Genomic DNA, 22,044 nt, shown 5'->3' with positions numbered 1-22,044 from the left:
GGGCTGTCCTAATTGAGCGCTGCTCGATGCGGTTTTGGGACAGCTCTTTTACCATCATAAAAGGTCAAGATACTTTAAAGGAGTGAAAAGCCTCGTGAATCCAGAACAGTTTGCTGCTGCATTAGAGGAACAAGGGATAATTTTAAATAACCGACAAAAAACTCAATTTTCAATTTACTTTGATACGTTGGTTGAGTGGAATGAAAAAATGAATTTAACTGCGCTTACAGAAAAGGAAGACGTTTATTTAAAGCATTTTTATGATTCAATAAGTGCATCCTTTTATTATGATTTCACAGAGCAAATTCATATTTGTGATGTAGGAGCTGGAGCCGGTTTTCCAAGTATCCCATTAAAAATATGCTTTCCACAATTACATATCACGATTGTTGATTCATTAAATAAACGAATCGGTTTTTTAAATCAACTTGCCTTACAGTTAGGCTTAGATAATGTCGCGTTTTATCATGATCGGGCAGAAAGCTTTGGGAAAAACGTGAAATTCCGTGAAAAATTCGATGTAGTCATGGCACGAGCTGTAGCTAGAATGTCGGTATTATCGGAACTGTGCTTACCACTTTGTCGAAAAGATGGTGTGTTTATTGCTATGAAGGGAGCACAAGCAAGCAATGAGTTACAAGATGCAAAAGGGGCTATTGAATTATTAGGAGGAGAACCAGCAGAAATTCATTCTTTCTCATTACCAAAGGAAGATAGTGATCGTTCTATTATTATAATTGATAAAAAAAGAAAAACGCCGAAGAAATACCCAAGAAAAGCAGGCTTGCCAAATAAAGAACCACTTGAATAACTATGGAAGATTACGAACAATAGTAGCCTTGTAATCTTTGCATGAAGCAAATCGTTTCATATCATTCTCTCATCAAATATGGTAAAATAAGAACAAGTGTACATGTAGTTGTTGAAGAATGGAAGCCATACATAATGAAAGCGGTGTAATTCAAACACTAGTAAATTGTTTCACGTGAAACATTGTAAGTTGGAAAAGATCCAAGCTATCGAAATAGCTTTTTTAGATATAACGGATAATTCTTTGGGGAACTAAAAATAATCTATTTATTTTATAAAGGTGGTGTTGTATAGTGTTGCAGCCTTTTAATCGAATTTTTGGTATGGGGGAAAAAACAGACGCAGATACAAATAGTGAAATAGAAGCCTATCATCCAGATGAGGTCATACAGCTTCCTGTTGTTAATATACAGCCAAATCGCTATCAACCAAGATCAATGTTTAATGAGGATAAAATAGCTGAACTCGCTCAAACGATCAATACACACGGAATGATACAACCAATTGTTGTGCGTAAGATAGACGGTGAAGAAGGGCAATATGAATTAATTGCCGGGGAACGCAGATGGCGAGCAGTACAATCGCTTGGATGGGAGTTTATTTCAGCAATTATCCGAGATATGAGTGATACTCAAACTGCGTCGGTTGCATTAATTGAGAATTTGCAACGGGAAGAGCTAACTGTCATTGAAGAGGCGATTGCCTATGCAAAGCTGTTAGAAATGCATGAGTTAACCCAAGAGGCGTTAGCGCAACGGTTAGGTAAAAATCAATCAACGATTGCAAACAAGTTGCGGTTACTTAAATTACCAGAGGAAGTACAGCAGGCATTATTGACAAAGCAAATAACAGAACGCCATGCTCGCGCATTAATTAAATTAAAAGAAGCAGAAAAACAGCTTTTTATTTTAAATGAAATCATACAAAAAGATTTAAATGTAAAGCAAACCGAAGAAAAAATCGCAGCTATAAATGAGCCGGTAGAGAAACCGAAGAAAAAACGCGCAAAGCTAAAGGGTGTTAATAAGGATATCCGTATTGCGATGAATACGATTCGTCAATCATTGAGTATGGTATCAGACACAGGGATTGAAGTAGAATCAGATGAAGAAGATCTTGATGATTATTACCAAATAACGATTAAAATACCGAAAAAGAAATAATCATTTAATTTTAATAGACATAAACCTTCTCCCTAGATAGGGAGAAGGTTTATTTTTAGTATAATTAGGCGCATCTAGAATCTATTTCGGATATATTTTAAGTAAAAAGTAAAATTAATAGTCGTTTACTTGGAAAAAGTGATAGAATAGAAAGTATAGCTTAAAGGAAGTTTAACTGGTAGGTGAAAACATGGGAAAAATCATATCCATCGCGAATCAAAAGGGTGGTGTAGGAAAAACAACTTCATCGGTAAATCTGAGCGCAAGTCTAGCGCAATTTGGAAATAGAGTGCTATTAGTAGATATTGACCCGCAAGGAAATGCCACGAGTGGAGTAGGCATCAATAAAGCAGACATGGATCAATGTATCTATAATGTGCTCGTTGAAGATATACAGGCAAAGGAAGTTTGTGTTCCTACGAATGTAAACAACTTAGATATCATACCTGCTACAATTCAACTCGCTGGTGCAGAAATCGAACTTGTACCAACTATTTCTCGAGAGATTCGCTTGAAAAAAGCATTAGAAGAGTTAAGAGGAGTCTATGACTATATCATTATCGATTGTCCACCATCATTGGGCTTACTCACGATTAATGCATTAACTGCTTCTGACACCGTCATTATTCCAGTCCAATGTGAATACTACGCTTTAGAAGGACTTAGTCAGCTATTGAACACGATTCGCCTTGTACAAAAGCACTTAAATAAAAGCTTGATGATTGAAGGTGTATTACTCACCATGCTTGATGCAAGAACGAATTTAGGAATTCAAGTGATTGAAGAAGTAAAAAAATATTTTCAGGATAAAGTTTATAAATCCATTATTCCGCGAAATATTCGGTTAGGAGAAGCACCAAGTCATGGCCAGCCAATCATTACATATGATCCGAAATCACGTGGGGCAGAAGTTTATCTTGAATTGGCGAAGGAAGTGATGGAAAATGGCACGCGGGTTGGGTAGAGGACTAGATGCTTTTTTTCCAGAGATTAATGAAAATGAGAATGATACAGTTCAAGAAATAGCGATAAAGGAATGTCGCCCGAATCCATATCAACCAAGAAAAACATTTCACGCTGATGCGATTGAGGAGTTAAAGGAATCTATCTTAGAATATGGGATTATCCAACCTTTAACCGTACGAAAAAGCATTAAAGGCTATGAAATTGTTGTTGGAGAACGTCGTTTTCGTGCCGCAAAAGAAGCTGGACTCGAAACAATTCCAGTCATTATAAAAGAATTGACAGACGAAAAGATGATGGAGCTGGCGTTATTAGAAAACTTACAGCGTGAGGATTTAACCCCAGTAGAAGAAGCGCATGCGTATGCAAATTTAATTCGAGAGTTAAAGGTAACCCAAGATGAATTAGCTAAACGATTAGGAAAGAGCCGTTCACATATTGCGAATATGGTTCGATTGCTGTCTTTACCTGAACAAGTCATTGCGTACATTAACAATGGTGAGTTATCAATGGGCCACGGACGTGCTTTGTTAGGATTAAAGGATAAGAGTAAATTAATTGCAGTAGTGAATAAAGTGCGTCAAGAAAAGCTAAATGTAAGACAAATAGAAAAACTGATTACTGAGTTAAATGAAAAACCGGTAAAAAAGAAAACGACAGCGAAAAAGGATATTTTTCTACAAGAAAGAGAAAGCTTTTTACGTGATCGTTTAGGAACTGCCGTATCGATTCATCGTGGCAAACGAAAAGGGAAAATCGAAATCGAATTTTATTCAAATGATGATTTAGAGCGCATTATGGAAGTGCTCGATAAATAATTCAAGCATTACTAAACACCATCTTAATAATTCGTTTATCCACGACAAAATGTTGTCTATGGACTGGGATTAGGAAGTTAACCTTCTTAACCAGTCTATTTTATTATCTTTTTACTATCTATTAAAATGAACCCCATTCAATCTGATATAACAACAATGAAAAAGAGTAGGATATTCGTTTCATCAACTTGAGAAAGGAAGCAGATACAATGATATATCTTGATCAGGCAGCTTCCTCGTTTCCGAAACCTCCAGAGGTAGGGGAAGCAATGCTACATGCATTAAATGAAATAGGGGCAAACCCAGGTAGAGGTGGACACGTACATGCGCGTGAAGCTTCGAAGATAATTCAAGAAGCCCGCGAAAAAGCTGCGCAATTATTCGGGTGTGAAGATCCGAAGCGAGTGGTCTTTTTTCAAAATGCTACGATTGCCTTAAATCAGGCTATTAAAGGGTTAGAGTGGAGAAAGGGCGACCACATTATTGCTACATATATGGAGCATAACGCAGTGCGAAGGCCTTTAGAGCATTTAAAAAAGAAATATGGTGTAACGGTGTCCTATGTTCGTTTTGATGGAGATGATGATGCATTTATACATGCAATGAAAGATACCATTTGCTCTCAAACAAAGCTAATTGCTGTAACACATGCATCCAATGTTACAGGAGCTATCATTCCTTTGAATGAAGTAATTAAAGTCGCTAAAAAACATCGTATTATAACGCTTGTTGATGCTTCACAAACGGCAGGGCATATACCGATATCGATGAAAGCACAAGGGGTTGATATGCTTGCCTTTCCTGGTCATAAAGGAATACTAGGACCACAAGGAACAGGGGTGTTGCTTGTTGCACAGCATCTTGATTTACACCCCATTCATCATGGTGGAACAGGAAGCTATTCGGAATCTCCTGATCAGCCGGAAGTGTGGCCAGAAAAACTAGAAAGTGGAACATTAAATACACCAGGCATAGCTGGGTTATTAGCAGCTTTACAAGTTTATGAACGGAAAATACACGACAATGTTTCACGTGAAACATTGTTAGCAAACAAACTATTAGACGGGCTAAATTCAATAGAAGGAATTACTTGCTATGGACCCTTGATAGAGGATGTGCGATTACCGATCATCGCTTTTAATGTAAACGGGATAGATGCGCAAGAAATAGCGATCGTGTTAGATACACATTATCAAATTGCAGTACGTGCTGGATTACACTGTAATCCGTTAGCCCATGAAACCCTTGGAACAACTGAGCAGGGAGTTGTCCGTGTAAGCTTTAATGCAACCAACACAGAAGAGGAGATTGAAGCGTTTTTAACTGCAATCGAAGAAATAACAATGGCATATGAAGGAATGTAAAATAGATTAATTACAATGGAGTTGGAGGCAATGGTATTATACGGGACATTAGTGAATGCGGCTTTTATTATTATTGGTAGTTTACTTGGATTATTTTTTACAAAAATCCCTGAAAAATATAAACAGACCGTGATGCATGGAATAGGACTTACTGTAATTCTAATTGGTATGCAAATGGCGTTTGCAACGGATTCGATTATTATCGTGTTAATTAGCTTACTTACAGGTGCATTATTAGGAGAGTTTCTTCAAGTAGAAGAAGGTTTAAATCGATTAGGAACATGGATCGGTAGTAAATTTACAACTAAAAACCAAAACATAACGGTCACGCAAGGCTTTGTTACGGCTTCGCTTATCTTTGTAATTGGTGCAATGGCTGTGATAGGTGCACTTGATAGTGGCTTGCGTGGCGACCATGAAGTTTTAATCACAAAAGGTGTAATAGATGGATTTACAGCACTTGTATTAACAACAACATTAGGATTTGGTGTTATCTTTTCTGTTATTCCAGTTGTCTTATATCAAGGTGGAATTGCATTATTGGCAACGCAAATCGAAAGTTGGTTTCCGGAGACATTTTTAAATGGACTTATTGTCGAATTAACTGCAGTAGGAGGGCTGTTAATTGTTGCAATTGGGTTGAATTTGTTAAAAATTGTTTCAATCCGTGTTGGAAACTTATTACCATCCATTCTAACAGTAGGGCTCGTTTATGCGATGTATCAGCTTTTCTAATAGAAGAATAAATAATGAAAAAACTGCGAGCATGTATTTCGCAGTTTTTTTCTATTTCGTTAAATTAGAGGGTCGATGATTTTATTTGGGGTACTACAACGGCAGGAGCCTTGCGATGATGGATTAAACGATAATCAATCGACTCAAGCAATCCGGCAATTTTTTTAGCCATTTCTACTACAATAGCTAAGCGAGTATTTTGTAGAACCGAATACTCCATAAACCCACTTACATTGACCACGCCAGTAAGATGGACATCACCAACAGCTGGTAATGGTTTATTTAAAGCTGCACCAGGCTGTAAGGGACCTTCAGTGGCAATGATTTTACCCACCGAATGTGTTTTTCCTAAACAAGCATCCACTGCAATGATAAATGGATTTTTATGAACATGATTAATTTCTTTAATATATTCATGCAGGTTTGTAGCATGTACAGGATGTTCTAGTGTTCCAAAAATCGACAAATGCCTTGGTTTCATTTCCGTTAGAAATGATCCAACTAATGGACCTAGTGCATCCCCGGTCGATCGATCTGTTCCAATACAAACGACGACATATTCACGAGGTACACTAGGAAACCAAGAAATTAATTTATCTCCTATTGCTACATCGAGGTGTGGTGCAGTGTGATCGATTCGAACGGAATCAATTTTTGATTGAAAACGGCTCTTAAGATTCATAGCTTATCCTCCGCAAACATATTGATATAAGTATACGGATTTCATTCGATTTTTATACATTAAGTCAAAAAGTTTAACGGAGGAACTTCCATGTGGAAATCAGGATTTAAATGGATGTTTTTAATTATTGGTACAACGATTGGGGCAGGCTATGCATCGGGGAGAGAGTTATGGGAGTTTTTTGGTCATGAAAGTGGACTTGCTATAATGCTATTCGTGCTTTTCTTTTCCATTTCATGTACGGTCATTATGCATATTAGCTATCGACTACAATCACAGGAATATCGTTCTGTACTAAGAGAAATTGTTGGAGACAAACTTACAGGAATATATGATGTGATGATTTTCCTTTACTTGTATACGACTACTGTTGTCATGCTTTCAGGTAGCGGAGCAACCGGACAAGCGTTTAATTATTCGTATTGGTGGGGTATAAGTATAATGGTGGTCGCACTAGTTATTCTTTTTATGAAGGATATTGGTGGGCTATTATCCATTAATCAAATCATTTTGCCTGTTTTGCTAACTGGTCTATTGTATGTATTGCTTCAGTTTACATATGATCAGGAGCTTTCCTTATTTTCTCATTGGCATGAGCAACGAAATTGGTTAGCTGCTTTTCCCTTTACGGCATTAAATATTTTGCCACTTATTGCCGTCTTAGGTGCGATCGGAAATAAAGTAGAATCCAAAAAGGAGATCTGGATTGCCTGTATCGGTAGTGGCGCTATATTAGGAATTATATCGTATATTTATAACAACAGTCTTATCCAAATTGCAGACGAGCTATTATTATATGAAATTCCTTTATTTGCGATTTTAAAGCATTATCCGATTCAAATGCTTATCTTAATGACAGTGCTCCTATGGTTTGCTATCTTTACAACAGCAGCTGCTGGTATAATGGGGATTGTAACTAGAATCCATAGTTTTTTCCGTGTGCCATTATGGGTGCTTGTTTTCTTAACATTGCTTACGATGATTCCGTTAACAACGTTAGGATTCTCTACATTAATCGGCTATATTTATCCTGTTTATGGGGTATTAAACTTATATGTATTGACAAGGCTGTTATTATTTCCAGTGTGGAGAGTGTTAGATAAACGAAAAGTATAAGATTATTCGCATAAATCATTCGCTTCCATTTTTAAACGAAATATTGTACTATTTAATCTAAAATAATCGCATTTAATTCGTAGTAACAGACGAACAGGAGGTTTTAGTTTGGTTGAAAAAGAACTAACAGACTTATGGGAATATATCACAGGACCAAAGCCTTGGATTGCAATTGGAGAAGGGATTATTCAAATATTATTAATCACCTTTATAGCGCTTTTTATTGTACGAATAAGTAAAAAAGTCGTTGAGCGACTTTTTAGCAACGAACGTCGCGGACCGATTCGTATTTCCGAGCGCAGAGAAAACACATTAAAAAAACTAACGCTTAATGTAATCGCTTATGTCGTTTATTTTATCGCGTTCATTATGATATTAGATAATGTATTAGGATTTAAAATTGGCGCATTACTAGCCGGAGCTGGAGTAGCAGGGCTTGCTATCGGCTTTGGAGCACAAAATTTAGTTCGAGACATTATTTCAGGGTTTTTCATCATTTTTGAGGATCAATTTTCGGTAGGAGACTATATTGCTGTTTCCGGTATAGAAGGTACCGTAGAAGAAATCGGTTTACGTACAACAAAGGTGCTAAGCTGGACAGGGGAGATGAATGTCCTTCCAAATGGAAATATTACACAGGTGACAAATTACTCTGTTCATAATGGCCTGTCCGTAGTAGATATTAATATTCCATATGAAAGCAATATTGAAGAAGCGGAAAAGGTTATTGAAGTAATCGCTAAAAAACTTCCGGAAAAATATCCGCAAATCTTGTCCGCTCCAGAAATCATCGGCGTTCAATCATTAGAACTTTCTCATTTTGTCGTTCGCGTGATTGCCGAAACGTTACCAGGCTCTCAATGGTCAGGTGAACGGATGATTCGTAAAGAGATGAAGGAAGGGCTATATCAGGCTGGTATTGATATTCCTTCGCCACGACTAGTCATGTATTCACGCAATGAACGACCAACAATAATGGATGAAAACCACCACCATCGTGGGCGTGAAAATGATTAAGAAGGAGAACATAGCATGGTAGACAAGGATTTTGGTTTAAATGATGTTGTACAAATGAAAAAGCCACATCCATGTGGGGAAAATCGCTGGAAAATCATTCGAATGGGAATGGATATCCGCATTCGTTGTCTTGGCTGTTCGCACAGTGTGATGATACCTCGCAAGGAATTTGCTAAGAAGCTAAAAAAAATCCTCGAAAAAGCGGAGGATTAAATAGTTAATATAGACTAATATCTTCCAAAAATGGTATAATAGTAACATAGATAGAGAGAAATAGAAATATAATAGGGTAAAAGCAAAAAGTAGGCATCCACTTGGTGCCTACTTTTGCATTATATCTTCTTGTCTTCTTGTCCTGTTGAATCTATAATTAGGAAGACAAACGCGTTCATATGAATGGAAATCCTTAAGGAGTGAAAGATGTATGTCTTTAACAGCAGGAATAGTCGGACTTCCTAACGTGGGGAAATCCACGTTATTTAATGCCATTACACAAGCAGGAGCAGAAGCAGCAAACTATCCATTTGCTACGATTGATCCGAATGTAGGTATTGTGGAAGTGCCAGACGATCGCTTAAATAAATTAACAGAGCTTGTAAAACCAAAGAAAACAGTACCAACAGCCTTTGAATTTACAGATATTGCAGGGATTGTAAAGGGTGCGAGTAAGGGAGAGGGATTAGGCAACCAATTTTTATCCCATATTCGCCAAGTTGATGCGATATGCCAGGTCGTTCGTTGTTTTGAGGATGAGAATATTACCCACGTTTCTGGTAAGGTTGATCCGATTGATGATATTGAAATCATCAATTTAGAGCTTATTTTAGCTGATTTAGAAACGGTAAACAAACGGATACAACGTGTGGAAAAACTCGCAAAGCAAAAAGATAAGGAAGCAGTGGCCGAGTTTGATATTCTTGCAAAACTAAAAGCAGCCTTTGAAGAGGAAACCCCTGCACGTGCATTAGATTTTACCGATGAACAGCAAAAAATCGTTAAAGGACTTCATTTACTTACAGCAAAACCAATGCTTTATGTTGCAAATGTTAGTGAGGATGAAGTGACAGATTCGGATGCGAATGCAAACGTACAAAAAGTAAAAGCTTATGCGGCAGAAGAAGATGCAGAGGTTATTGTTATTTGTGCAAAGATTGAAGAAGAAATTTCAGAGCTTGAGCAGGATGAAAAAGAAATGTTTTTGCAGGAGCTAGGTATTACAGAGTCGGGATTGGATAAGCTCATTAAAGCTTCCTATCATTTGCTAGGATTAGCTACTTACTTTACGGCTGGTGAGCAGGAGGTTCGTGCGTGGACATTCAGAAAAGGCACGAAAGCCCCACAAGCAGCTGGAATCATTCATACCGACTTTGAGCGCGGATTTATTCGAGCTGAAACAGTTTCCTACACAGATCTTGTTGAGGCTGGTTCAATGGGACAAGCTCGTGAAAAAGGAAAGGTACGTTTAGAAGGTAAGGAATATATCGTACAGGATGGCGATGTCATCCATTTCCGTTTTAACGTGTAAATAATGGTTGGTGTAAAATAGGATCCCTTTCATAGGTTGTTATTTATGAAAAACTTTGGTATAATACACTATCGTGAGTAATTAAATTATCGATTACTCCTTGCTCTCAAAAATTTGAGGGCCGCTAAGACCAAAAGGAGGTGTAACGGATGAGAAAATATGAAATTATGTACATCATCCGCCCAGACATGGAAGAAGAAGCGCAAACAGCTTTAATTGAGCGTTTCAACACAATTCTTACTGATAATGGAGCGGAGATCGCTAAGGTAGACGAAATGGGCAAGAAGCGTCTTGCTTATGAAATTAAAGACTACCGCGATGGATATTATGTATTGATTAACTTCAGCGGCGATGAAAAAGCAGTAAATGAATTCGATCGTTTAGCGAAGTTCTCTGATGATATCATTCGCCATATCGCAGTTCGAGAAGATGACCAATAATAAGGGGTGATTCTGATGTTAAATCGCGTCGTACTTGTCGGCAGGTTAACGAAGGATCCTGATTTACGTTATACACCAAACGGAGTAGCTGTAGCTAATTTTACAGTTGCCGTTAACCGACCATTTACGAATCAGCAAGGCAATCGTGAAGCTGATTTTATCAATTGTGTCATTTGGCGTAGACCAGCTGAAAACCTTGCTAATTATATGAAAAAAGGTAGTATGATTGGTGTAGATGGACGAATTCAAACGCGTTCCTTCGAAGGCCAGGATGGAAAAATGGTCTACATTACAGAAGTTGTGGCAGATAATGTGCAATTTCTGGAAACAAAAGGTTCTTCTCCTAACCGTGGAGGACAAGATCAATATGGTTTCCAGCCGAATCAGAATCAAAACCAAGATAAGCAATTTGAGGACGATCCGTTTAAAGATAACGGAGAGCCTATCGATATTTCAGATGACGACCTTCCATTCTAATTAGAATGAGGTAGGAATCGGTGAATACAGATAAAGGAGTGATACGAATGGCAGCTCGTCGCGGACGTGCAAAGCGTCGTAAAGTGTGTTTTTTCACAGCAAACGGAATTACACACATTGACTATAAAGATGTTGAGCTTTTAAAGCGTTTCGTTTCCGATCGTGGAAAAATTCTTCCTCGTCGTGTAACTGGAACTTCAGCTAAATATCAACGTAAGCTTACAAAAGCAATCAAACGTGCTCGTCAAATGGCATTATTGCCGTTTGTAGCGGAGTAAAGAGAAAAACCTTCAACAGCTGATTTATAATCAACGGTTGAAGGTTTTTTTGTATATTGTATTCTAATCAAGCTTTCCAGGAATGCTTCGTAAATCTACATTAAGAAGGAACAGGCGCTGTATGGAGTGTTCCATGCTCCACATAAAGCACACGATTTCCAAGCTTTAATGCTTCCTCATGACTATGCGTTACCATAATAATAGGAATTTGCCATAATGCATGAAGTCGTAACAGCTCCTCATGGCTTCGCAATCTTGTTTTATCATCCAAAGCAGAAAACGGCTCGTCTAGCAAAAGTAGGTCAGGCTCTGTTGCTAATGCACGTGCCAGCGCAACACGCTGCTTTTCCCCACCTGAAATTTGATGCGGGTATTGTGCGATTAAATGGTCAATCGTTAGTTCTTTAATCACTTGCTTTGCTAACGTTTCGTTTTTCATTCCGTACGCAATATTCTTCCAGACCGTCATGTGTGGGAAAAGGGCATAATCCTGAAAAAGATAGCCAATTTTCCTCCGCTGAATTGGAACAGCGATTTTTTGCTCCGAATGAAACAATACGCTGTCATGTAAACGAATGATCCCTTGATCGGCTTTTGCAATTCCTGCGATACTATGGAGAATTGTTGTTTTTCCAGCACCAGAAGGACCGAATAAAACAACAATTTCATTTTTCACGGTAAAAGTTGCTTGTAATTCAAAATGGGAAAGTTGTTTCTTTATCTCGACTTCAAGCATGACTCTTCCTCCTCTGCTCTACCCACATTATTATTTTGATCGCTTCGCTGTATAACGCATCATATTTCGTTTACTCCACCAATTCAACCAAAGGATGGCCGAAAATCCAAGTGCAACGATAATAATAACCCAAAACGATGCGAGTTCCATGTTTCCAGATTCTACTGCGAAATAAATCGCCAGTGGAATCGTATCAGTCACATTTGGTATATAGCCTGCAAGCATTAAGGTAGCCCCAAATTCTCCAAGCGCACGAGCAAAGGATAACACAAGCCCAGCTAACAATCCCGGCCATGCTAACCGGAAGGAAATCGTCCAGAATACTTTCCATTTAGAAGCGCCCATCGTGTAGGCGGCATTTTCCATATTGGCATCGTATTGTTGAAATGCGCCAGCTGCACTTTGATACATTAAAGGAAATGAAACAACGACGGCAGCAATGATAACTGCATACCATGAAAAAACAATTTGAACATCAAACCAATTCATTAGTAGTTGCCCAATCGGACCATTTTTTCCGAATAAGAATAATAGGCCGAATCCAACAACGGTCGGAGGAAGTACAAGCGGCAGCAAGATAACGGCTTCTACAATACTTTTTCCAGGAAAATCATTTCTTCCAATAATACGCGCTAAAAACACGCCAACAATAAAAACAATGATTGTTGCGATAAATGCTGTTTTAAAAGAAAGCCATAATGGCGATAATTGAATATCTGTCATCTGCAATCCACCTAGGTTTATTTACGGAATCCATAGTTATTTAAAATTTTCTGTGCTTCATCACTTTCTAGAAAGGTGAGAAACTTTTTAGCTTCCTTCTCATGTTTTGTATCAGCGACTACCGCACCTGGATAAATAATCGGGTCATGCATCCCAGCTTTTGCTGCTGCCAGTACTTTAATTTTGTCTGATACAAGTGCATCACTTTCATAAACGAATCCGATATCGGTGTTTCCTGTTTCTACATACGTTAATACTTGCCGTACATCCTTGGCAAGCACTAATTGTTTCTCAAGCGTACTCCATTTTTCTAATTGCTGCAATGCTTGCTGCGCATATTTTCCAGCAGGAACACTTTCAGGATTCCCAATCGCGATTTTCGCTACATCCTTTGCATTTATGTCTGCAAATGCCTTATATTCGAGCTTGGAATCATCTCCAGTAATCAAAACAATTTTGTTACCGGTAATGTCAGCCCGTGTATCCTTTAAAATAAAATTCTCGCTTTCAAGCTTGTCCATCCAATCCTGATTCGCAGAAATAAAAATGTCTGTTGGAGCGCCTTGCTCAATTTGCTGTGCCAATTTACCAGAACCGCCGAGATTAAAAACAAGCGCTACATTATTTTCTTTTTCATATGTATCTTTTATTTCTGCTAATGCATCGGTCAGACTAATTGCTGCAGAAATCGTTAATTCTGTTTTCTTTTCGGCTTCATCCTGCTTGTCATTACTGCAACCAGCTAAGAAAATAGTAACTGCGATAAAAAGTAAAGTGAATAACTGTGTCTTTTTCATGATTAGCCTCCATTAAATATAAGTAGATATAACTAATTATAATTACTTATAACTAATTATAAGTAGATTTAGTTGTAAAGTAAATGATAAACTAAATAAAGGAAAGAGTGAGGTGATTGCTCGTGTCGCAAAATGAGTCTTATACGACAGAAGAAATTGCACGTCTATTAAAGGTATCAAAGCTAACCGTATATGATTTGATTAAAAAAGGAGAGCTTCAGGCATTCCGTGTGGGTCGGCAAATGCGTGTAGATGCCATGGAGCTGGAGCACTATAAACGAAGAGGACAGCAAGGTGTTTCTGCGCCTGTACAGGCAGAAAGCAGAATAGAAGCTGGATCAGAACAAGCGGTTGTTATTAGTGGTCAAGACAATAGTTTAGATATATTAGCACAGGAGCTGGAGAACAAATCAGCTTCCATTCGTCCACTTCGTACGCATAAAGGAAGTTTGGACGGACTAATCGCAATGTATGAAGGAAAGGTAGCAATTGCAAGCGCTCATTTGTTTGATGGAGATACCGGTAAATATAATATTCCTTATGTCCGCAAGCTGTTAGTGAGCCAATCATTTATTGTTTTTCGATTTATTAAGCGAACGGCCGGATTATACGTAGCGGCAGGAAATCCAAAGGAAATTTATGCGTGGGCAGATTTAAAAAAGCCGAATATTGTTATGGTGAATCGCGAGCCTGGTGCAGGAGCTAGAGTGTTATTAGATGAGAAATTTCGCTTACATCATATTAATAAACAAGCGGTTGCAGGCTATTCGAACGAACAATCGAGTCATCTAAACGTTGCCTCGATGATTGCAAATGGATCGGCTGATGTTGGTGTTGGCATTGAAACCGTGGCAAAGGTAGCTGGAATCGACTTTGTCCCCATGGTCGAGGAAAGCTATGATTTAGTTGTTTTGAAAACAGCACAAAATAACGCATTAATTAATCATTTAAAGGAAATCTTAACGAGCAAGCAATTTCAGAAAAAGCTGGCATCATTAGGCTATCAAACCGCAGGCATTGGAGATATCATTTGGGAGCAATAAAGCTGGATATGAAAAGAAATCGGAAATATTAACCGATTTCTTTTCATATGAATAAACAACAGTCATTATGATGCATGTTTCTTCCGTTTTGGGTAGATGGAAATGATCTTGATTAACAAAACGAGAGAATACACAATAAATAGAATAATAATCATATCGTGCACCGAAAAAAAAGTGGCTGCTACTGTATAGAATAAAAATGGAATTGTTGTGGTATATGCACTCATTTTCCATAATATCGAAAATTTAAGCTTCCTTTTCATAAGGTGAGCAATTCCTGTTGCAATATAGGCGAGGAGGGATAGTAATATAAAAATGACAATGGTTAACGGCAAATAAGAAAAAATAAAAAAGTAGATTAGTCGAAATAATATATTCATATTTGCGGTCATTCCATTTGTTTCGGTTAAAACGTCAATCAGTGTTGGAACGGATACAAAACCAAGCAGTATAAACATATAAAAGACCGTGATATCCATACCTGTTCGATTTAAACGAAAAACAGCTTGTTTATTAGGAAGTCGTAAGCTTTGTGTGAACATCGTCCAAAAAATCATTATCTTCATCCTTTAATATGTATTCATCTAGTCAACCAACTCTATTATAATAGATGAAAGACTGAAACGTGTAAAAAAGCGGCTTATGCTGAACCGAATGCTTCATTTCAAGTAGAAATAGCGCTTTTCCCCAACCTAAACCACTCAACCTTCTTTCCGAAATATCTGTAAATCCATGTTTCCATTCGTTCTCTTTCCAAATTCGATGAAAATCATGTTATCATATTAGAATGAAATAAAAAAATATCCCTTTCTCTAGAGAGAAAAAATAGGCGGATGAAAAAATAGACCAATATTTATTCCTGTCTTCGCGATATTGAACGAGGTGCAAATAATGAATCAATCGAAAAAAATAACAGATGGTGCCCTATTAACAGCTATTTTCGTAGTGCTTATGCTTTTATGGTGGTACTTTTCATTTTTCTCAGTAATAGCGGTGTTTTTACTACCAATTCCATTTATCATTTTTTCTTACCGATATGATTGGAAGCCAAGCTTACTCATGTTTGTCGCAGCCGCAGTAATTACGATGCTTTTTGCGACCGTCATCTCGATTCCCATTACGCTGTTAGCTGCAGCGGGGGGAATTATGATTGGTACTGCCATGCATCACCGCGCTAGTCCATACGAGGCCTGGGCTCGAGGAACAGTTGGCTTTGTTATCGGTATGTTGTTTTCCTTTTTATTTAGTCAAATCGTATTCCAAATCAATTTCACTGCAGAGTTTGATAATATGATCCAGCAATCGATGCAAATGAGTAGAGATATGATGCAGCAGCTTGGAGTCGAGGATCAAATAGAAGGCCAAATAGAATTATTAGAGCAGCAGTTCTTAATGGTAAAGAACTTAATCCCGGTCATGTTTGTTGTCATGTCGATGTTATTTGCATTGGTTAGTCAATGGTTAAGCTATAAATTAATTAATCGGATAGAAAAGAAGACCTATCAATTTCCACCATTTCGCATGCTACGTTTTCCAGTAGCAATCGTGTGGATATACTTTGTTGCCATGATTGTTTCATTTTTTCAGCCTGATCCGAACGGAATCTTATTCCTAGGTGTTCAAAACGTATTAATGCTAGCTGGATTTTTCATGGTTATTCAAGGTCTTTCCTTTGTTTTTTTCTATGCACACGAGAAAAAACTAACGAAAGCAATCCCTATTTTGCTAATTGTTTTTATCGTGATCATCCCTTTCATTCTACTTCCTTTGGTTCGAATCTTAGGTATAATTGACATAGGATTCCGTTTAAGGGAACGGGTTTCAAAGAAGTAGAAAAATAGGCCTTGTCACCTTTCAATTGATCCATTCCTTTAACGTGAAAAGGTGATGAGTAGTAGGAGCTGAATTTCTATGCCGAATTTACAAAAGAAGCCCGCACTTGGCAGACATTTATGGATAATTTATTTGTTGTCCTTTTTATTGCTTGGTGTGATTTGGTATTACCAATGGATGCTTGGTATTGTAATGACTTTATTGTTAGCTGCGTCCTTTTATAATAGCATTCGTACCGAACGAATGATTATAACAGAAACGGAAAAATACATTTCCACCTTGTCCTATCGCCTGAAAAAGGTTGGTGAAGAGGCATTGCTAGAAATGCCCATTGGTATCATTCTTTTTAGTGAGGATTATAAGGTGGAGTGGACGAATTCATATATGAATCAATTTTGGGAAGAAGACTCGATTGTTGGAAAATCACTAAATGAGATTTCTGAGGCTTTAATTCCTGCTATTAAGGAAGATAACGAAGAAGTGTGGGTACGGCTGGAACAAGTCGAATTTCAAACAACAATCAAGAAAGAAGAACGACTTCTTTACTTTTTTGATCGCACAAAGCAAGCTGAAATGGAGACATTGTACCAAAATGATCAAACAATTTTAGCGATTATTTTCCTAGATAATTACGATGAAATCACGCAAAACATGGATGATGCGATAAAGAGTCAATTGAATTCAGAAGTAACTGCAGTACTTAATGAATGGTCACAGCAGTATGGACTTTACTTAAAGCGAACATCGCAGGATCGCTTTCTAGCAGTCGGTACGAATGAAATTCTTAACCAGCTTGAACAATCGAAATTTCATATATTAGATACGGTACGGGAAATAACGAGTGAACAAAATATACCATTGACGATTAGTATTGGGATAGGATTAGGTAAAAAAACATTGCCAGCACTTGGAGCAAATGCCCAATCAAGTCTTGATCTTGCTTTAGGACGTGGCGGTGATCAGGTTGCCATTAAAGATGATTCCGGTAAGGTTCGCTTTTACGGTGGTAAGACGAATCCAATGGAAAAACGCACAAGAGTAAGAGCAAGGGTCATTTCTCATGCGATGAAGGAGCTTGTGAAAGCAAGTGATAACGTCATTATTATGGGACATAAATCTCCAGACATGGATGCCCTAGGTGCAGCAATTGGCATATTGAACATTGCGAAGCGCAATCAGGTGAAAGGATATATTGTTTTTGATCCAGATGATATTGATACAGGTGTTCACCGGTTAGTAAAAGCAATCAAAGAAGATGAAGAGCTGTGGCAGCATTTTATCGATCCGAATGAAGCGGAAGAGCTTGTATCATCGAATAGCCTTGTTGTTGTTGTCGATACGCATAAACCATCGATGGTTGTGGATGAACGCTTATTAAATAAAACAGAATATAAAGTTGTTATTGATCACCATCGTCGGGCAGAGGACTTTATTGAAAATCCAACGTTAGTGTACATGGAGCCATATGCCTCATCAACAGCAGAGCTCGTAACCGAGTTGCTGGAATACCAACCAAAAGGTCCGAAGCTAAAGATGCTAGAGGCAACGGCATTATTAGCTGGTATTATAGTAGATACGAAAAGCTTTACATTACGAACCGGCTCACGTACGTTTGATGCTGCCTCTTATTTACGATCAAAAGGTGCTGACACGGTACTCGTGCAGCAATTGATGAAAGAGGACTTAGATCGTTATGTAAAACGTAGTAAGCTAGTGGAGCGTGCGAGAATATTCCGCGATCATATTGCGATTGCAAAGGCAAATCCAGGTGAAATATATGATCCTGTATTGATTGCACAAACAGCTGATACACTCTTAACGATGAGTGGCATAAGTGCTTCCTTCGTTATTTCAGAACGAAAGGACGGAAGGATAGGGATTAGTGCACGTTCACTCGGAGCCATTAATGTGCAAGTAATAATGGAAAAAATGAATGGTGGCGGTCATTTAACAAATGCCGCGACACAATTAGAGGATACAACAGTAGATGATGCAGAAGAACTGTTGAAGGATATGCTGGAAGCGTATGATGAAGGGAGAGAATCAGAATGAAAGTAATTTTTGTGAAAGACGTGAAAGGAAAAGGAAAAAAAGGTGAAGTAAAGAATGTGTCAGACGGCTATGCACGTAATTATTTGTTGAAGAACAACATGGCTGTTGAAGCAACGCCTGGTAACTTAAAAGGGCTAGATGCACAAAAGAAAAAACAAGATCAGCTTGAACAAGAAGAAAAAGAAGAAGCAATAAATCTAAAAGATAAGCTAGCAGCGTTAACGGTTGAAATGAAAGCAAAATCTGGCGAAGGCGGTCGCTTATTCGGTTCCATTACGAGTAAGCAAATTGCAGATGTATTAAAGAAAGAGCACGGTTACCAAATTGATAAGCGTAAAATAGAACTTGAACAACCAATTCGTTCGTTAGGATATACAGTTGTACCAGTAAAACTACATCCAGAAGTATCTGGTTCTGTTAAAGTACATGTTGTGGAACAATAATCTTTTCGTAGCGTCAAACAAGGATGCTTTGTCTTAGGTGAAGGAGGAAAAGGCTTTGAGTGATCAATGGAATGAACGAATACCACCACATAGTATTGAAGCTGAACAATCGGTTATCGGAGCAATCTTTCTGGAGCCTGAGGCATTCTCTACGGCATCTGAAATATTAATGCCGGATGATTTTTATCGTGCTGGGCATCAACGTATCTTTGAAACGATGATGAAGCTTTCCGACCATGGTGAGCCAATTGATGTAATTACAGTAACGACAGCATTAAAGGATAGTAAACTATTAGATGAGGTTGGTGGTGTTTCCTATCTAACAGAAGTAGCTGGAAGTGTGCCAACAGCCGCTAATATTAGTTATTACTGTAAGATTATCGAAGAAAAAGCGTTACTACGTCGATTAATACGTACCGCAACCGATATTGTAACCACTTCCTATGATAAAGAAGATGAAGTGGACGATGTTTTAAATGATGCGGAGAAAAGTATTTTAGAAGTTTCCGGTCGCAAGAATTCCGGCGCATTTAAAGCGATTAAAGATGTTTTGATTAATGTGTACGATAATATTGAAATGCTACACAATCGGAAAGAGGATGTAACCGGAATCCCAACTGGCTACCGTGATTTAGATCGAATTACATCCGGTTTCCAACGAAACGATTTAATTATTATTGCGGCCCGTCCATCAGTGGGTAAAACCGCATTTGCATTGAATATCGCCCAAAACGTAGCTGTTAATACAGACGAGAACGTTGCGATATTTAGTCTGGAAATGGGAGCAGAACAGCTTGTGCAACGTATGCTTTGTGCAGAAGGAAACATTGATGCGCAACGATTAAGAAATGGACAATTAGAGTCTGAGGATTGGGGAAAGCTTACGATGGCGATGGGCTCTCTCTCTAATGCAGGAATCTATATTGATGATACGCCAGGTATTCGTGTAAGTGAGATTCGTTCAAAATGTCGACGATTAAAGCAGGAGCATGGACTTGGCATGATTTTAATTGATTATTTACAGCTTATCCAAGGAAGTGCTGGCTCACGAGATAACCGTCAGCAGGAAGTCTCGGAAATCTCTCGTTCCTTAAAAGGACTGGCTCGTGAATTGAATGTGCCACTTATTGCACTTTCCCAGCTTTCACGTGGCGTGGAACAACGCCAAGATAAGCGCCCGATGATGTCTGACCTACGTGAATCAGGAAGTATTGAGCAGGATGCGGATATTGTAGGGTTCCTTTATCGTGATGACTATTATGATAAAGAGTCCGAGAAGCAGAATATTATCGAAATCATTTTAGCAAAGCAACGTAATGGTCCAGTTGGAACTGTCGAACTTGCTTTTGTGAAAGAATATAATAAATTCGTAGATTTAGATCACAGGTATGATCAAAGTGATATTCCACCAGAACCAGTTCATGCATAAACGGCATCTTTCATTGTTTTTTAAAAGCAATGGGAGAGCCGTTTTTTTGGTGGAAAGCAATGTGGTGAATGCGGAAGTACGAGTATGCATGTTTGTTCTAAAAAAAGGAATAATACGGAGAGATAAAGAAAGGTAAGAATAGATATTTAATGTTCGGTAATTACGAACATTAAATATATTAATATTGTAATGGTTCGTGTTTAGATTGACTATCCTTAAAAATACTGCTAAAATTACTTCTGTAATGCACAAATAACATAAGAAATACAAACTTAGTGGAGGTGCGTCATGTCCTCAGTAGTAGTTGTTGGAACCCAGTGGGGAGACGAAGGAAAAGGGAAAATAACCGATTTTTTATCTCAGAATGCAGAGGTTGTTGCTCGTTATCAAGGAGGCAATAATGCCGGTCATACAATCAAGTTTGATGGCATCACCTATAAACTGCATTTAATCCCATCAGGAATATTTTATAAAGAAAAAACGTGTGTGCTTGGAAATGGAATGGTAATTGATCCAAAAGCGTTTCTTGAAGAAATCGCTTATTTACATGAGCATCAGGTTTCAACTGATAATTTGCGAATTAGTAATCGTGCACATGTTATTTTGCCATATCATTTAAAATTAGATATTTTACAAGAGGAAGAAAAGGGTACGAATAAAATTGGGACGACAAAAAAAGGAATCGGCCCAGCCTATATGGATAAAGCGGCTCGTGTAGGCATTCGTATGGCAGATCTTCTTGATAAAGATGTATTCCGTGCGAAGCTAGAGCAGAATCTAAACGAAAAAAATCGTCAGTTTACAAAGCTGTATAATACAGATCCAATCCATGTAGAAGATATTTTCGAAGAATATTATGCATATGGACAACAAATGAAGCAGTATGTTTGTGATACATCCGTTGTATTAAATGATGCCTTAGACGAAGGCCGTCGTGTGTTGTTTGAAGGGGCACAGGGTGTAATGCTTGATATTGACCAAGGTACGTATCCATTTGTAACATCATCCAATCCAATTGCTGGAGGCGTAACGATTGGAGCAGGAGTAGGACCGACAAAAATAAACCATGTTGTTGGTGTATCCAAAGCGTATACGACGCGTGTAGGAGATGGCCCATTCCCAACGGAGCTTCATGATGAAATAGGCGACCAAATCCGAGAAGTCGGACGTGAATATGGCACAACAACTGGAAGACCACGTCGTGTTGGCTGGTTTGATAGTGTGGTTGTTCGTCATGCACGCCGAGTGAGTGGAATTACAGATTTATCGCTGAACTCGGTCGATGTACTAACTGGAATAGAGACATTAAAAATTTGTGTAGCATATCGCTATAAAGGGGAAATCATGAAGGAATTTCCAGCGAGCCTTGCTGTATTGGCTGAGTGTGAGCCAGTGTATGAAGAAATGCCAGGCTGGACAGAAGATATTACGGGGATCAAAAATCTCCATGATTTACCTGACAATGCGCGCCATTATATCGAGCGGATTTCGCAGCTTACTGAAATTCCGTTATCGATTTTCTCTGTAGGACCAGATCGTACACAAACAAATGTTGTTCGCAGTGTATATGCCTAAGCTTTTTTAGAATGATGATAGGGCT

The 22,044-nt window shown here is 38.2% G+C and carries 24 protein-coding genes; 19 read left to right on the top strand and 5 right to left on the bottom strand.

Annotated features, from left to right (window positions below):
* Positions 1–94: 94 nt before the first annotated feature.
* From rsmG to SPK86_RS04920, 6 genes are all read left to right on the top strand, one after another.
* Positions 95–811 (top strand): 16S rRNA (guanine(527)-N(7))-methyltransferase RsmG, encoded by a 717-nt coding sequence (gene rsmG / locus SPK86_RS04945; RefSeq protein ID WP_284140662.1) that lies wholly within the window; start codon positions 95–97, stop codon positions 809–811.
* A 292-nt stretch (positions 812–1,103) separates the two neighbouring features.
* The gene (gene noc / locus SPK86_RS04940) at positions 1,104–1,973 is read left to right on the top strand and encodes a nucleoid occlusion protein (RefSeq protein ID WP_284140661.1); all 870 of its coding nucleotides are present in this window, start codon (positions 1,104–1,106) and stop codon (positions 1,971–1,973) included.
* A 190-nt stretch (positions 1,974–2,163) separates the two neighbouring features.
* Positions 2,164–2,937, top strand: a complete 774-nt coding sequence (locus tag SPK86_RS04935) for a ParA family protein (protein ID WP_284140660.1) — start codon at positions 2,164–2,166, stop codon at positions 2,935–2,937.
* Positions 2,918–3,754 carry a ParB/RepB/Spo0J family partition protein gene (locus tag SPK86_RS04930; RefSeq protein ID WP_284140659.1) on the top strand — a complete coding sequence of 279 codons (837 nt, stop codon included), beginning with the start codon at positions 2,918–2,920 and terminating at the stop codon, positions 3,752–3,754. Before SPK86_RS04935 ends, SPK86_RS04930 begins: the two co-directional genes overlap by 20 nt.
* Positions 3,755–3,963: 209 nt before the next feature.
* Positions 3,964–5,118, top strand: a complete 1,155-nt coding sequence (locus tag SPK86_RS04925) for an aminotransferase class V-fold PLP-dependent enzyme (protein ID WP_330948791.1) — start codon at positions 3,964–3,966, stop codon at positions 5,116–5,118.
* 30 nt (positions 5,119–5,148) lie between these two features.
* Positions 5,149–5,853 (top strand): DUF554 domain-containing protein, encoded by a 705-nt coding sequence (locus SPK86_RS04920; protein WP_284140657.1) that lies wholly within the window; start codon positions 5,149–5,151, stop codon positions 5,851–5,853.
* 64 nt (positions 5,854–5,917) lie between these two features.
* Here the strand turns inward: SPK86_RS04920 and yyaC are convergent, their stop codons facing one another.
* Positions 5,918–6,535 (bottom strand): spore protease YyaC, encoded by a 618-nt coding sequence (yyaC, locus tag SPK86_RS04915; protein ID WP_330948790.1) that lies wholly within the window; start codon positions 6,533–6,535, stop codon positions 5,918–5,920.
* Positions 6,536–6,625: 90 nt separating this feature from the next.
* On the opposite strand from yyaC, the gene SPK86_RS04910 reads away from it, so the two are divergent.
* The 7 genes from SPK86_RS04910 to rpsR all read left to right on the top strand — a co-directional run bounded on the left by SPK86_RS04910 (position 6,626) and on the right by rpsR (position 11,388).
* Positions 6,626–7,651, top strand: a complete 1,026-nt coding sequence (locus tag SPK86_RS04910) for a YkvI family membrane protein (protein ID WP_284140655.1) — start codon at positions 6,626–6,628, stop codon at positions 7,649–7,651.
* Positions 7,652–7,759: 108 nt separating this feature from the next.
* A complete protein-coding gene (locus tag SPK86_RS04905; protein WP_284140654.1) occupies positions 7,760–8,668 on the top strand; it encodes a mechanosensitive ion channel family protein in 909 nt (302 codons plus the stop codon).
* Between the two features lie 15 nt (positions 8,669–8,683).
* Positions 8,684–8,881 carry a DUF951 domain-containing protein gene (locus tag SPK86_RS04900; protein ID WP_284140653.1) on the top strand — a complete coding sequence of 66 codons (198 nt, stop codon included), beginning with the start codon at positions 8,684–8,686 and terminating at the stop codon, positions 8,879–8,881.
* Between the two features lie 211 nt (positions 8,882–9,092).
* Complete coding sequence (ychF, locus tag SPK86_RS04895; RefSeq protein WP_284140652.1) at positions 9,093–10,193, top strand: redox-regulated ATPase YchF; 1,101 nt, start codon at positions 9,093–9,095, stop codon at positions 10,191–10,193.
* A 149-nt stretch (positions 10,194–10,342) separates the two neighbouring features.
* On the top strand, positions 10,343–10,633 hold the full coding sequence (rpsF, locus tag SPK86_RS04890; protein WP_284140651.1) for a 30S ribosomal protein S6: 291 nt from the start codon (positions 10,343–10,345) through the stop codon (positions 10,631–10,633).
* A gap of 15 nt (positions 10,634–10,648) precedes the next feature.
* The gene (gene ssb / locus SPK86_RS04885) at positions 10,649–11,110 is read left to right on the top strand and encodes a single-stranded DNA-binding protein (RefSeq protein WP_284140650.1); all 462 of its coding nucleotides are present in this window, start codon (positions 10,649–10,651) and stop codon (positions 11,108–11,110) included.
* Between the two features lie 47 nt (positions 11,111–11,157).
* Positions 11,158–11,388 (top strand): 30S ribosomal protein S18, encoded by a 231-nt coding sequence (gene rpsR / locus SPK86_RS04880; protein ID WP_284140747.1) that lies wholly within the window; start codon positions 11,158–11,160, stop codon positions 11,386–11,388.
* A 100-nt stretch (positions 11,389–11,488) separates the two neighbouring features.
* On the opposite strand, the gene SPK86_RS04875 is transcribed toward rpsR, so the two are convergent.
* Genes SPK86_RS04875 through modA form a run of 3 tightly spaced genes read right to left on the bottom strand, consistent with a single transcriptional unit; the run spans position 11,489 to position 13,644 of the window.
* Positions 11,489–12,124: an ATP-binding cassette domain-containing protein gene (locus tag SPK86_RS04875; protein ID WP_330948789.1), complete on the bottom strand. Its 636-nt coding sequence runs from the start codon at positions 12,122–12,124 to the stop codon at positions 11,489–11,491.
* 30 nt (positions 12,125–12,154) lie between these two features.
* Positions 12,155–12,847, bottom strand: a complete 693-nt coding sequence (gene modB / locus SPK86_RS04870; RefSeq protein WP_443089753.1) for a molybdate ABC transporter permease subunit — start codon at positions 12,845–12,847, stop codon at positions 12,155–12,157.
* Between the two features lie 17 nt (positions 12,848–12,864).
* The gene (gene modA / locus SPK86_RS04865) at positions 12,865–13,644 is read right to left on the bottom strand and encodes a molybdate ABC transporter substrate-binding protein (RefSeq protein WP_330948788.1); all 780 of its coding nucleotides are present in this window, start codon (positions 13,642–13,644) and stop codon (positions 12,865–12,867) included.
* Positions 13,645–13,766: 122 nt separating this feature from the next.
* On the opposite strand from modA, the gene SPK86_RS04860 reads away from it, so the two are divergent.
* Positions 13,767–14,687 carry a helix-turn-helix transcriptional regulator gene (locus tag SPK86_RS04860; RefSeq protein ID WP_330948787.1) on the top strand — a complete coding sequence of 307 codons (921 nt, stop codon included), beginning with the start codon at positions 13,767–13,769 and terminating at the stop codon, positions 14,685–14,687.
* Positions 14,688–14,752: 65 nt separating this feature from the next.
* Here the strand turns inward: SPK86_RS04860 and SPK86_RS04855 are convergent, their stop codons facing one another.
* Positions 14,753–15,244 (bottom strand): DUF1189 family protein, encoded by a 492-nt coding sequence (locus tag SPK86_RS04855; protein WP_284140646.1) that lies wholly within the window; start codon positions 15,242–15,244, stop codon positions 14,753–14,755.
* A gap of 334 nt (positions 15,245–15,578) precedes the next feature.
* On the opposite strand from SPK86_RS04855, the gene SPK86_RS04850 reads away from it, so the two are divergent.
* The 5 genes from SPK86_RS04850 (at position 15,579) to SPK86_RS04830 (ending at position 22,019) form a co-directional block, all read left to right on the top strand.
* A complete protein-coding gene (locus SPK86_RS04850) occupies positions 15,579–16,520 on the top strand; it encodes a YybS family protein (protein ID WP_330948786.1) in 942 nt (313 codons plus the stop codon).
* Between the two features lie 78 nt (positions 16,521–16,598).
* A complete protein-coding gene (locus SPK86_RS04845) occupies positions 16,599–18,572 on the top strand; it encodes a DHH family phosphoesterase (RefSeq protein ID WP_284140644.1) in 1,974 nt (657 codons plus the stop codon).
* The gene (gene rplI / locus SPK86_RS04840; protein ID WP_284140643.1) at positions 18,569–19,015 is read left to right on the top strand and encodes a 50S ribosomal protein L9; all 447 of its coding nucleotides are present in this window, start codon (positions 18,569–18,571) and stop codon (positions 19,013–19,015) included. The genes SPK86_RS04845 and rplI overlap by 4 nt, the downstream gene beginning before the upstream one ends.
* 55 nt (positions 19,016–19,070) lie before the next feature.
* Complete coding sequence (dnaB, locus tag SPK86_RS04835; protein WP_330948785.1) at positions 19,071–20,444, top strand: replicative DNA helicase; 1,374 nt, start codon at positions 19,071–19,073, stop codon at positions 20,442–20,444.
* 288 nt (positions 20,445–20,732) lie between these two features.
* Entirely contained in the window at positions 20,733–22,019 is a 1,287-nt protein-coding gene (locus SPK86_RS04830) for an adenylosuccinate synthase (protein ID WP_330948784.1), read from the top strand.
* The last annotated feature ends 25 nt before the right edge of the window (positions 22,020–22,044 follow it).

The organism is Virgibacillus sp. MG-45 (genome assembly GCF_036409425.1).
GTDB lineage: Bacteria > Bacillota > Bacilli > Bacillales > Amphibacillaceae > LDC-1.
The sequence above is the reverse complement of the archived record's forward strand: the minus strand, read 5'-3'. Positions and strand labels throughout refer to the sequence as shown.